The sequence below is a fragment of the Enterococcus sp. DIV1537a genome (assembly GCF_051712085.1).
Taxonomy (GTDB): Bacteria; Bacillota; Bacilli; order Lactobacillales; family Enterococcaceae; genus Enterococcus; species Enterococcus faecalis.
The window spans coordinates 846,473-860,000 of record NZ_JBIOOE010000001.1 but is presented as its reverse complement, the minus strand read 5'-3'; the positions used below and the strand labels follow the sequence as shown (position 1 = coordinate 860,000).

Below are 13,528 nucleotides of genomic sequence, written 5' to 3'. Positions count from 1 at the left end.
CTTGTGCGGGCCCCCGTCAATTCCTTTGAGTTTCAACCTTGCGGTCGTACTCCCCAGGCGGAGTGCTTAATGCGTTTGCTGCAGCACTGAAGGGCGGAAACCCTCCAACACTTAGCACTCATCGTTTACGGCGTGGACTACCAGGGTATCTAATCCTGTTTGCTCCCCACGCTTTCGAGCCTCAGCGTCAGTTACAGACCAGAGAGCCGCCTTCGCCACTGGTGTTCCTCCATATATCTACGCATTTCACCGCTACACATGGAATTCCACTCTCCTCTTCTGCACTCAAGTCTCCCAGTTTCCAATGACCCTCCCCGGTTGAGCCGGGGGCTTTCACATCAGACTTAAGAAACCGCCTGCGCTCGCTTTACGCCCAATAAATCCGGACAACGCTTGCCACCTACGTATTACCGCGGCTGCTGGCACGTAGTTAGCCGTGGCTTTCTGGTTAGATACCGTCAGGGGACGTTCAGTTACTAACGTCCTTGTTCTTCTCTAACAACAGAGTTTTACGATCCGAAAACCTTCTTCACTCACGCGGCGTTGCTCGGTCAGACTTTCGTCCATTGCCGAAGATTCCCTACTGCTGCCTCCCGTAGGAGTCTGGGCCGTGTCTCAGTCCCAGTGTGGCCGATCACCCTCTCAGGTCGGCTATGCATCGTGGCCTTGGTGAGCCGTTACCTCACCAACTAGCTAATGCACCGCGGGTCCATCCATCAGCGACACCCGAAAGCGCCTTTCACTCTTATGCCATGCGGCATAAACTGTTATGCGGTATTAGCACCTGTTTCCAAGTGTTATCCCCCTCTGATGGGTAGGTTACCCACGTGTTACTCACCCGTCCGCCACTCCTCTTTCCAATTGAGTGCAAGCACTCGGGAGGAAAGAAGCGTTCGACTTGCATGTATTAGGCACGCCGCCAGCGTTCGTCCTGAGCCAGGATCAAACTCTCATAATAAAAGTTAGAACAATCTTGCGATTGTTAAGCTCAATTTGTTTGCTAGCATATTGCTTGCTTGTTAAAAATGTTTGTTGTCTTGAATTGAATCAAGACGCCCTACACATTTGGTTCGTCTATTCTTTGTTCAGTTTTCAAAGGTCTACGTTACCTCGCAGCAACTTTTATATCATAACAAACTTTCGTTTGAATGTCAAGAACTTTTTTGAAAAAGTTTTTTTAAGTTGTTTTGCTCGGTCGTTGCCGTCTGTTGTGACAACCTCTATATCTTATCATTATCTCAGTTATTTGTCAACAACTTTTTAAAACTTTTTTGTTATTTTATAACAAGTTTTTTTGATCAAACGATTGATTTAAAAGCAATCTCTTTAACGACTTTGTTATTCTAACATGTTATTTATCTTTTCGTCAAGAAAAATTTTTAACTTTTTAAAACTTTTTTCTTAACGAACTGTTTGTCAGAACAGATATTAATATACCAAGGATTTTTCTAAAACGCAACTATTATTTTGCAGAAAAATAACATTTTTTTCAATTTCGAACGATGAATATTTTCTGCAAAGAAAACATTCGTTTCTTTATCTTATAATCCCTTTTCTCTTACTGAAATGTTCGTTAATCATTCGTAAAAAAAAGTGTGGGACAAAAATCACTTTGGATTTTTGCTCCACGCTCAAAAACTGATAAACGGCGGGAACAGAACCAACTCCTTCGGAAATAAGCCGAAATTATCCAAAAATTAAAGAGCAATTTTCGGAAATTTCTTCTTATTTCTCGGAGCTAAACGGTTCTGTCCCGACCTCCTCTTCTTTTATTCCAGCGATTGGAATAAAAATTCTAAAAATCGTTCCTTGATGCAATACGCTTTCTGCATCAATACGTCCTTTATAGTTTTCGACTAATTGTTTTGCAATCGATAGTCCTAAGCCATTACCGCCTTTATTTCTTGCACGGGCTTTATCTACTCGGTAGAATCGATCAAATATTTTCTCCAAGTCTTCTTCAGTGATTCCTTCACCAAAATCTTGCACAGCTATTTCAAATTCATTCATCGTTCGAGAAATGGAAATATGCACTTCTTTTCGATCGGTTGAATATTTAATCGCATTATCTAATAGAATAATTAGCAATTGTTCAAAGTGATTACGATAGATTTTCAGCTCAACTTCGGTTGGTAAATCGTCATCTAATGTGATATGAAACTCAGGATAAACCAATTGGAAGTTATTGAATACTTGGTAGACTACTTGTTTAGCATCTGTTCGTTCATTTGCATATTGGGTGTCCACTTGTTCAGCGCGTGAAAGGTCAAGCATTTCTTGGACCAAACTCTTCATTCGACTAATTTCTTGTAAACTGGCCTTTAATGATTCATCTAAAATTTCAGGATCGTCTTTTCCCCAACGATTTAAAAGGTTTAAATGGCCTTCCATAATCGCAACGGGCGTTCTTAATTCATGGGAAACATCTTCAACAAACTGCTCTTGTTGTTCGATATAGCGTCTCATACGATCTAACATTTCATTAAAGATTTCCGAGATATCTGCTAACTCATCTCTCGTATTAATCTCCGGCATGTGGACATCTGATTGCGGGTCTTTGCGGATTGTATCCATCGTGTCTCTCAATACTTTTAATGGTTTTAAGAAATAAGAAGAGAGGATAAAGCCTAAGACACTACTTACAATCAGAGAAATCACTTCTAAAACTACAAGTGTTAATAATAAATGATTACGAATTTCATAAAAAGAAGAAAGTTCATAAAACGCTTGAATATAGCCAATCTTTTCTCGTGTTTCTTTTGAAAAAATAGGTTCCACGGAATAAAAACCGGTTTTATCAAACACGGTTCGAACAACAGGTAATTGTCGATCCAATTGTAATAACTTATCATATTCATTTTGTGTTTTAAAAACTAGCTTTTGGTTTGTGTCATACACAGATAAATAAAGTTCTGGTTGTCCTAGTTCAGATATGAAACTGTCCATTTCCATAAACGAACCTTCTACTGCTGTATGCTTATTATAGTAGTTTTCATCTCTTTCACTCGGCGTTTTTAAATAGTCAAAAACGTCTGTTACCGTTAAATTTTCATTGGCATTAGCTAATCGATTTGTTACTTCTGCAATCGTTGCTTCGACATTTTCCTTTTCTTTGGCAACAATAAGACTGACAGAAGACTTATAGGTAATCACCGCAAAAATGGTAAAAACTACAAATATAAAGAAAGAACTTGCGAAAGCCCACTTTATAGTTAAAGATGGGCCTTCCAGTTCTTTTTTAATCGTTCTTTTCATTAATTAGTTCTCACGAACGCATAACGTAGCCAGTTCCACGGACAGTTTGGATGTAGCTTTCTTCTCCAGGTACGTCAATTTTATTTCGCAAGTAGCGGATATATACATCCACAACGTTTGTTTCTACTTCTGTTTCATAGCCCCAAACTTTATTTAGTAACACATCACGTGCCAAGACAACGTTCACGTTTTCCATTAGCGTTAATAGTAATTCGTATTCGCGTTTTGTTAATTCAATCATTTCAGAATTACGACGAACGACACGATTTTCTTTTTCAATTGTTAAGTCACGATATGTAATCGTTGTTTGTTTTGCAACGTTTTTATCGCCCTCAATATCAATACGACGAAGTAACGCACGTAAACGAGCTAACAGTTCTTCAATTGCAAATGGTTTAACAATATAATCATCCGCTCCATGGTCTAAACCAGAAACACGGTCAATTACTGAATCACGCGCAGTCATCATAATAATTGGTGTATTTTTCACTTGGCGAACACGGCGACATACTTCTAATCCATTCAATTCTGGTAACATCAAATCAAGAAGGATAGCATCCCATTCGTTGTTAAGAGCGGCTTCCAATCCTGTACGACCATTGTAGTGTACTTCTGTCGTATACCCCTCATGTTTTAATTCAAGCTCAACGAATCTCGCTAAGTTCTTTTCATCTTCAATAATTAAAATGTTGCTCATTTGATTAATTGTCCTTTCTCTTTAAAAGCTATACTCAAGCTCAACCTTTTTATTCCTTACTACTTATTAGAGAATTACTACTCAATCTGTCTGGTTCTTTTTTAAGCCACAGTAAAACCATGAGCATGGTGAGCCACACTCATGGTCTCCAGCGTGTTTATTCTTCGTTGTACCAGCTATAATGGTAGATTCCTTCTTTGTCTGTGCGTTCGTACGTATGAGCACCGAAGTAATCACGTTGTGCTTGAATTAAATTCGCTGGTAAGCGATCTGAACGATAAGAATCGTAATAAGCAATTGCAGATGAGAATGTTGGTACAGGAACACCTGCTTGAACAGCAATCGCAACAACTTCACGAACGGCTTGTTGATATTTTTTCGTAATTTCTACGAAGTATTCATCTAACAACAAGTTTTCAAGTGCTGGATTTTTTTCATATGCATCGGTAATTTTTTGTAAGAATTGTGCACGGATAATGCAACCTGCTCGCCAGATTTTTGCAATTTCACCAAATGGTAAATCCCATCCGTATTCTTCAGAAGCTGCACGGAGTTGTGCAAAACCTTGCGCATAGCTCATTAATTTACTAAAGTATAATGCTTCGCGAATTTTTTCAATCAATTCTTTTTTATCGCCTGCAAAGTTAAAGGCTGCAGGTTTTGATAAAATGCCACTTGCTTTTACGCGTTCTTCTTTGTAAGCCGAAATAAAACGTGCAAATACTGATTCTGTAATTAATGGTAATGGTACGCCAAGATCTAACGCACTTTGGCTTGTCCATTTACCTGTTCCTTTGTTGCCTGCTGCATCAAGAATAACATCAACGATTGGTTGGTCGGTTCCTTCATCATCTTTACGTGTCAAAATGTCAGCCGTGATCTCAATAAGGTAACTGTCTAATTCGCCTTCGTTCCATTCTTTGAAAATCTCTGCCATTTCATCAACAGATAAACCTAAGATTTGTTTCATTAAATCGTAGGATTCAGCAATTAATTGCATGTCCCCATATTCAATCCCATTATGAACCATTTTTACATAATGTCCAGCACCATTTGGGCCAATGTAAGTCACACATGGTTCACCGTCTTCTGCTTTAGCTGAAATTTTTTCAAGAATTGGCGCAACTAACTCATACGCTTCTTTTTGTCCGCCAGGCATGATAGATGGTCCTTTCAAGGCTCCTTCTTCTCCGCCAGAAACGCCAGTACCAATAAAGTTAATTCCTGAGTTTGCTAGTTCTTCATTACGTCGCATTGTGTCTTTGAAGAACGTATTACCGCCATCAATTAAGATGTCGCCTTTATCAAGGTGTGGTAACAATTCTTGGATTGTCGCATCTGTTGCAGGTCCAGCTTTAACCATCAACATAATTCGACGAGGTTTTTCAATTGCATTCACAAATTCCTCAATTGAGTATGTTGCTTGAAAGTTTTTGTCAGGATGTTCTTCAACCACTTCTGTTGTTTTTGATCCTGTACGGTTATACAGCGCAACTGTATAGCCTCTGCTTTCAATGTTTAAAGCAAGATTTTTTCCCATGACAGCCATGCCGACTACGCCAAATTGTTGTTTTGTCATTTTATGACCTCCTATATTATAATCAACGAAAATTCTATGAGCATTCTCTTATAATCCTCACTATTATAACGCACTATCTTTCATATGAAAACAATATAGTGCCAATAAATTTCCAATTTCTTCATATTTTCTTAAAAAAATACAAATCCCCTAGGCTCCATGGTTAGCCTAGGGGATTCAACATTTCAAAAAATGTTTTTATGCTTATGCTTCTTTAGACATTACGTCTTTTCCATCGTAGTGACCACATGCTGGACATACGTGATGGCTTTTTTTCATTTCACCACAGTTTGAGCATGCATTTAAGCCTTTGATTGTTAATTTGTAGTGTGTGCGACGTTTTGCTTTTTTCGCTTTAGAAGTTCTTCTAGCTGGTACTGCCATTGTTGTTCCACCTCCTTGTAAAGATGCGTGTATTTACATACACAATATATTCCAACCTAGCTGTTATCTTCCTCTTCAGCATTATCGCTGAGTAATTCTGATAGTTTAGCCAGACGAGGATCCACTGTTTGTTCTGCTGCTTTCTGCTTACTTTCCAAATATGCTTCTTCTGAAATCACTTCCCAGTCATTGCCACTTGGCATTTCTTGACTGTTTTGTTCTTCTTCTGTAAGCACTTGAATTGGAATGGACAATAGAATGTTGTCTTCGACAGATTCATCTAAATCAATTGTTGGCTTGTCCAATAAAATAATCTCTTCAGCTGCAAATCGTTCATCTCTTGTATCCATTTGTTCTTTTGTCATAAAGACTTCATCGACCGTGATTTGCATTGGCAAAGCCACAGGTTCTAAAGAACGGGATGAAGGAACGGTTACAGTTACCTGAATAGTGTAATGAAGTAAATATTCTGATTTATTGACTGCTAATAAGCCTTCTACTTTGATTGGACTTACATCCAACAAGGTATCATCTCGTTGAAGAAGCTCTTCTTTAAGATGCAATGTTTCTGAAAACACTAGCGGCTCTTCTTTGTATTTATTTAATTCTAACAAAGACCACTTCATAATTATCACTCCTAAGCAACAAAAGCTATTATACAGGGGTATGAAAGCTTTGTCAATGAAATTTTCTTGACAGCCCTTTCTTATTTCCTGTTTTTCTTTCGTTTTTTTTATAATTGTTTTTCTGTTGAAGATAACTTAGCGCTTATTTAATTAAATAACAAAATTTTTGTGTGAAATAACATAAATAATTTAAAACTCAGACATAATTTTACTATTTGCGCCCAACTCTTTATTTACTGAATACGTGTTTTCTGAACATTTCGTACTACTGTCTTCCTTGTAAAAAAAGCTGAGACAAACTGACGAATCGGTTTGTCCCAGCTTTGCGTCCGAGTACATATTGCTTAAAATCAAATGATTGAATTAATTAGACTTAGATAGCTGTTGTTGCTCCGCGGTAAACAATACCACGACGAGGATCAACAGTAATCACTTCGTCATTATTAATTAATGATGTTGCATCTGCAGCACCTACGATAACTGGAATATTTTGTGCAATCGCTACAACAGCTGCATGAGAAGTTAAACCACCTTCTTCAACAACTAATGCTGATGCTTTTTCAATTGCAGGCATGTATTCTTTATCTGTTGTTTTTGTAACTAAAATAGCTCCTTCAGTCGCTTTAGCAACTGCTTCTTCAGCAGTTCCTGCAACAACGGCTTTTGCAATAATTGCTTCTTCGCCGACACCTTGACCTTGAACTAATTTAGAACCGATCATTTGAATTTTCATTAAGTTTGTTGTGCCTTTTTCGCCAACTGGAACACCAGCAGTGATAATGATTAAATCACCTTCTGAAGCATAACCTTCTTCTTGTGATACTTTTGAAGCTAAATTAAACATTTCATCTGTGCTTGATGGTTTGTCAGCAACTGTTGCGTAAACACCCCATGATAATGATAAGCTACGTGCTTTTTGTTCTGAGAACGTAATTGCAACGATATGTGCTTTTGGACGGTATTTAGAGATCATACGTGCTGTATGGCCTGATTCTGTTGCCGCAACGATTGTTTGGATACCCAAATTACGTGCTGTATGGCCAACAGATTGTCCGATTGCTTCAGTCATATCTGTTTTGCTATATAATTTCAATGCGAATGAATCTTGGTTAACTAATGTTTCTTCTGTACGAACTGCAATACGAGCCATTGTTTGAACAGCTTCTAATGGGTAATCCCCTGCTGCAGTTTCGCCTGATAACATTACTGCATCTGTTCCATCGTAGATTGCATTTGCTACGTCATTTGCTTCCGCACGTGTTGGACGTGGGTTACGTTGCATTGAATCTAACATTTGTGTTGCAGTGATAACTGGTTTACCTAAAGCATTACATTTTTTAATTAAAGCTTTTTGGACAACTGGAACATCTTCTGTTGGAATTTCAACACCCATGTCACCACGAGCAACCATTAAACCATCAGAAACTTTTAAGATTTCATCGATATTATCGATACCTTCTTGGTTTTCGATTTTAGGAATGATTTGGATGTGTGTTGCGTTTTCTTCTTCTAAAATTTTAGTGATTTCTAAAACGTCAGAAGCACGACGAACGAAGCTAGCTGCGATAAAGTCAATTCCTTGACCAATTCCGAAACGGATATCGTTAGCATCTTTTTCAGTGATCCCTGGTAAGTTTACAGAAACGCCTGGTACGTTAACGCCTTTTTTGTTTTTCAAGACGCCTTCGTTTTTAACAACTGTTACGATTTCGTTTGCATCACGGTCGATATCAGTTACTTCTAAATCGATTAAACCATCATCTAAAAGAATGTGTGAACCTACGTTTACATCATTGATTAATTCTGGATAAGTGATTGAGAATTTTTCATTTGTTCCTAAAACTTCTGTCATAGAAATACGTACTGAATCACCAATTTTCATTGTGATTGCGCCATTTTCCATGTCATTTGTGCGGATTTCAGGACCTTTTGTATCTAGTAAGATCGCTACGCGTTTCCCTGTAATTTTTACAGCTTCACGAATGTTTTTAATACGAGCACCATGCTCTTCGTAGTCACCATGTGAAAAGTTCAAACGGCAAACATTCATACCTGCATTAATTAAGTTTACTAGCATATCAACGGATTCACTAGCTGGTCCAATCGTACATACGATTTTCGTTTTTTTCATTACTAAAACGCTCCTATTCCAAATTTGTTTATACAAAGCTAATAAGATTAGCTAATATACAAGATTAAAAAGAAATTTCATGATTTAACTCATAAAGAGATAAATCTGGTTTGTGTTTATTGTTTTCTAACGTGTCAATAATATCAGCTGCAACTACTTGGTTATCTAACATACCGATACATAAACCGCCTTTGCCTTCTTTTAGAAGTTCAACAGCATATGACCCAAATTTACTTGCTAATACACGGTCACGAGCACTTGGCGAGCCCCCACGAACCACGTGTCCTAAAATTGATACACGCGTATGGAAATCACCGTATTCAGAAAGTTTATCAGCAAATTCATTTCCGCCCATTACGCCTTCTGCTAAAATGATTAAGCAATGTTTTTTCCCGCGGTCACGGCCTTCTTGAATGCGTTTGGCAACGTTTTTCATATCAAAATCATGTTCAGGAATAATGATTTCATCTGCTCCGCCTGCCACGCCTGACCACAATGCGATATCACCAGCGTTACGTCCCATTACTTCGATAACGAATGTACGAACATGAGAAGTTGCTGTATCACGAATTCGGTCAATTGATTCCAAAACAGTGTTAATCGCTGTATCAAAACCGATTGTGAAATCTGTTCCAGGAATATCATTATCAATTGTTCCAGGAATTCCAACAGCCGGGAAACCACGTTTTGTCAAAGCCATTGCGCCATGATAAGAACCGTCTCCACCAATAACAACTAAGCCTTCAATACCGAATTTTTTCAATTGTTCGATTCCTTTTAATTGCCCTTCTTCAGTAGCAAATTCAGGATAACGAGCAGAGTACAAGAATGTTCCACCACGTTGAATCTTATCGCCAACGTCAGCAACATCTAAACGACGGATGTCGCCTGCGACTAAACCGGCAAATCCATAGTTAATACCGTAAACTTCGATTCCATCAAAAATACTTTTGCGTACGACTGCACGAATTGCAGCGTTCATTCCAGGGGCATCTCCCCCGCTGGTTAAAATACCAATGCGTTTCATTCGCTATTTCACCTCATATAATATACTTTCAACTGCCAAAAGAAACCTTTTCGCAAAAATTGATATACAAAAATATTACGTCATTCATTTTACCATTAAAGAACCAAAATGTCTTGAGTTAAGAAGAAAAAAATGAAAAAAGTTGAAAACAACTAGTATTTTTTACCGTAAATCATTTGAAAATGACGTTTTGCTCGCCTAAAACGTAAGCTAATTGTTGCTGACTAGCGCTTGTATGAGCGACCCAATTTTCTTCATTTAATACTATTTTCTTACCTGTTTTTTCAAAATAGACAATCACTGGAATGTGTCCAGCGTGACGACTGAGTACCTCTTTCATTTTCTGAAAAACGCCCGTTTGTTCGACATCTTTTGTAATTCTGATAAAACACGTTTCGTCACTAATTGATGTTTCTACTTGTTGCGCTTTTTCTATTCGTTGAACCAATATTTGCAATTCTTGATTGTACGTACTGCGTTCCACTTTTCCTTCCACATAATAAACTTGCCCTTTCTCGACACTCTGTCTTAACTGGCGAAAAACAGTTGGGAACAACGTTAGTGAAATACTTCCTGTTGTATCATCCCCATCAACAAAGGCCATTTGTTCTCCCTTTTTGGTCCGAATCGTCCGAATGTTTTTGACATAAATCAATAATTTCGTGGGCTGATTTTCAACAAGTTCATGAACAAGTTGCGTTTGCTTGGCTAAGCGTGTTTTTTTGAACTCTTCTGTCGGATGTCCTGATAAATAGACCCCTAAATATTGTTCTTCTTGTTCTAGTCGCTCTTCTAGCGGATAATCGGCAATTTCTTCTTCCTTGGGCTTCAACGTTTCTAACAAATCCATACTACCACCGCTGAGAAGAATACTTTGGATATTACTCTCTAAACCTACCGCTAATTGACGGCGATTAGGCGCAATTTCGTCAAATGCACCGATGGCAATCAATGGTTCGATATTTTCAACTTTCAACCACTTACGGTCAATTCGCAAAAGAAACTCATCGAACGTTTTGTACGGTCCATTTTCTCGGCGTTCATTTAAAATATTTTGAATGAAGTCTCGGCGGATTCCTTTTAAAGAACTAAAACCAAATAAAATTTGCTGTTGCTGATTTAGGTAAAAGCTGTAGTGACTTTGGTTAATTGACGGCTGCAAAATCGTCTGCTTGTTTTTTCTAGCTTCGCCAATATATTCTTTAATTTTTGTTGGATTATGACGAACAGAATGCAACAATGCGACATAAAAAGCACTCGGATAATGAACCTTCAAGTAAGCCATTTGAAAACCAATAAAGGAATAGGCAAATGCATGCGAGCGGTTAAAGCCATAATTAGCAAAGCGCTCAATATAATCGTACACTTGGTTAGCTGTTTCTTGGGGATAGCCTTGTTGTAACGCACCATTAACAAAATGATTCCGTTCTTCATCTAGCACATCTTTTTTCTTTTTACTAATGGCCCGACGTAAAATGTCAGCTTGCCCTAAAGAGAAGCCTGCCATTTTCGCAGCAACTTGCATAATCTGCTCTTGGTAAACAATAATTCCGTACGTATTTTCTAAAATGGGGGCGAGACTAGGCTCTGGATAACTAATTTGTTCCAAGCCTTTTTTCCGGCGGATGAAAACATCAATATTTTGCATCGGACCAGGACGATACAAGGCATTGACAGCAGCAATATCTTCAATGCTAGTTGGTCCTAATTTTCTTAATACATTCCGAATTCCAGCAGATTCAAACTGGAAAACACCACTTGTTTCCCCTTTTCTAAATAAAGCCAGCGTTGTTTCGTCATCTAATGGAATCTGATTTAAACGAATGGTTTGATTATAGACGCGTTTAACAGCTGTGAGGGTATCATCAATGATGGATAAATTTCTTAAGCCCAAGAAATCCATTTTCAGAAGACCAATTTTTTCAACATCATTCATAGTAAATTGGGTCAATAAAATTTCATTCGATCCTAGTTGTAACGGAACCAAATTCAAAAGATTTTCATCACTAATTACCACACCTGCTGCGTGCGTAGAAACATGACGAGGCAATCCTTCTAGCTGAACAGCTGTTTTATAGAGCAATTGATTATTTGGCGAAAAATTGACCAATTCTTGCATCCGTTTCGACTCTTGGTACGCTTCTTCTAACGTAATTTTCAGCTTGTTGGGGACAGCTGCCGACCAACGATTCGCTTCACTCTGTGACAACCCGAAAACACGTGCAACGTCCCGTAAAACCATTTTCGCAGCCATCGTACCAAACGTGGCAATTTGCGCCATGTGATAATGACCGTATTTTTGACTGACATAAGCTAAAACTTCCTCCCGCCGATTATCAGGAATATCTAAATCAATATCGGGCATCGTGTAGCGTTCTGGATTCAAAAAACGTTCAAAAAGCAAATCATATTTGATTGGATCTACATCTGTAATTGATAACACATAGGACACTAAAGAGCCCGCAGCTGAACCTCGGCCAGCGCCTGTAACAATTTGATTGTTATGACAGAAGTCCATCACATCCCAAACGATTAAAAAGTAATCATCAAAGCCCATATTGTGAATGATGGTTAACTCTTTTTCTAATCGTTTTTGGTAAACTTCATTTAGATGAGGCACTCTTTCTGGTAATTTTTCTAAACACAATGTGCGTAAATAAGAACCAGCCGTTTGATTATCAGGCACAGGAAAATGCGGTAATAATTTTTGATGTAAAGGAATGTCAACTCGGCAATTTTCAGCTAGCTGAATCGTATTCTGGACCACTTCTGCACCAGCTATTTGAAGCATTTGTTCCATCGTCGTCTCTGCTTCACGCAAGTAATTCAGACCTTCTATTTCCGGTGTTTGGCTTGTAATATTCAATTGATTATTTTCTTTGATGCTCTCAAGAACAGTTACGGCAAAGCCTTCTTCCCTTGTTAAATGACGTACCTCTTGCAAAGCCACGCCAGGTAATTGTTCTCTTTGGTAAAAAGAAAAGAGCGCTGGATTGCGTTGTTGATTCATTGAAAAAGAATGTTCAACAAATAACGACTGGGGATCAAAATATGAAGCAAGTTGTTGGAAAGCGTGAACCGCTTGTTGTTCATCTTCAAAAAATGTTTGGGCGACTTCTCCTTTAGCTGACAAAGTCACGGCAAATAAATCACTTAATAAGGATTGATGTTCTGCTAAGTAAAAGGGACCCTCTGTCGTCATTTTGCTGCTAGATAGTTGCATTAATTGCTGATACCCTTTTAAATTTTTAGCAAATAAAAGCAATTCGGAATGCCCTTCTTTTTCTGCTGGGGTATATTCTAATCTTAAACCGATAATTGGTTGAATTCCCGCTTCTTGGCATGCTTCATAAAATTCAACCGCCCCATGCAAGACATTGATATCGGTAATCGCTAATGTTTGATAACCTAACGCTTTCGCTTGTTTTACATAGGAACGAATCCTAACCGTACTAGATAAAAGCGAATAGGAAGTAACGGTATGTAATTGTGGAAATGACATTGGACAGCTCCTTTTTGAATCCTTGCTATTTTTTGCCTCTTCTCTTATTTTCCTATCGCGGATTCTTTACTTTTAAAGAAAATATGCTAAACTAAGAGCTAGAAAAGAGGTGCTCATATGCGTTATCTTGTTGTATTTTTCTGGACCTTCGCATTAGGCCAAGTCGTTGGATATATCGGCGGTGCATTATCTGGTGGTTCATACGACTTTAAAATGACAACGATTCTATCGTTGGCAACAGCCGGTATTATTTTATTAATTGCACACTTTGCAGTACCGAAAGAAACCAAACCTGTTAAATAAGAAAAAACCAGTTACTAAAGTTAT

The 13,528-nt window shown here is 38.2% G+C and carries 9 protein-coding genes and 1 rRNA gene (1 of these 10 only partly in view); 1 reads left to right on the top strand and 9 read right to left on the bottom strand.

Features of this window, described 5'->3' with window-relative positions:
- From IGJ41_RS04275 to dnaE, 9 genes are all read right to left on the bottom strand, one after another.
- Positions 1-958, bottom strand: a 16S ribosomal RNA gene (locus IGJ41_RS04275); it reaches 603 nt to the left of the window's first position.
- A gap of 767 nt (positions 959-1,725) precedes the next feature.
- A complete protein-coding gene (locus IGJ41_RS04270; protein ID WP_002416339.1) occupies positions 1,726-3,255 on the bottom strand; it encodes a HAMP domain-containing sensor histidine kinase in 1,530 nt (509 codons plus the stop codon).
- Between the two features lie 10 nt (positions 3,256-3,265).
- Positions 3,266-3,952, bottom strand: a complete 687-nt coding sequence (locus IGJ41_RS04265; RefSeq protein ID WP_002355954.1) for a response regulator transcription factor — start codon at positions 3,950-3,952, stop codon at positions 3,266-3,268.
- Positions 3,953-4,109: 157 nt separating this feature from the next.
- Positions 4,110-5,531 carry an NADP-dependent phosphogluconate dehydrogenase gene (gene gndA, locus IGJ41_RS04260; RefSeq protein WP_002355953.1) on the bottom strand — a complete coding sequence of 474 codons (1,422 nt, stop codon included), beginning with the start codon at positions 5,529-5,531 and terminating at the stop codon, positions 4,110-4,112.
- Positions 5,532-5,735: 204 nt separating this feature from the next.
- The gene (gene rpmF, locus IGJ41_RS04255) at positions 5,736-5,915 is read right to left on the bottom strand and encodes a 50S ribosomal protein L32 (RefSeq protein ID WP_002355952.1); all 180 of its coding nucleotides are present in this window, start codon (positions 5,913-5,915) and stop codon (positions 5,736-5,738) included.
- A 56-nt stretch (positions 5,916-5,971) separates the two neighbouring features.
- Positions 5,972-6,541, bottom strand: a complete 570-nt coding sequence (locus tag IGJ41_RS04250) for a YceD family protein (protein ID WP_002363429.1) — start codon at positions 6,539-6,541, stop codon at positions 5,972-5,974.
- A 373-nt stretch (positions 6,542-6,914) separates the two neighbouring features.
- Entirely contained in the window at positions 6,915-8,672 is a 1,758-nt protein-coding gene (gene pyk, locus IGJ41_RS04245) for a pyruvate kinase (RefSeq protein ID WP_002355949.1), read from the bottom strand.
- Positions 8,673-8,736: 64 nt separating this feature from the next.
- Positions 8,737-9,699, bottom strand: coding sequence for a 6-phosphofructokinase (pfkA, locus tag IGJ41_RS04240; RefSeq protein WP_002355947.1), 963 nt, complete (start codon positions 9,697-9,699; stop codon positions 8,737-8,739).
- Positions 9,700-9,871: 172 nt separating this feature from the next.
- Positions 9,872-13,201 (bottom strand): DNA polymerase III subunit alpha, encoded by a 3,330-nt coding sequence (gene dnaE / locus IGJ41_RS04235; RefSeq protein WP_153853872.1) that lies wholly within the window; start codon positions 13,199-13,201, stop codon positions 9,872-9,874.
- Between the two features lie 117 nt (positions 13,202-13,318).
- On the opposite strand from dnaE, the gene IGJ41_RS04230 reads away from it, so the two are divergent.
- On the top strand, positions 13,319-13,504 hold the full coding sequence (locus IGJ41_RS04230) for a YjzD family protein (protein ID WP_438713932.1): 186 nt from the start codon (positions 13,319-13,321) through the stop codon (positions 13,502-13,504).
- Positions 13,505-13,528 lie beyond the last annotated feature (24 nt).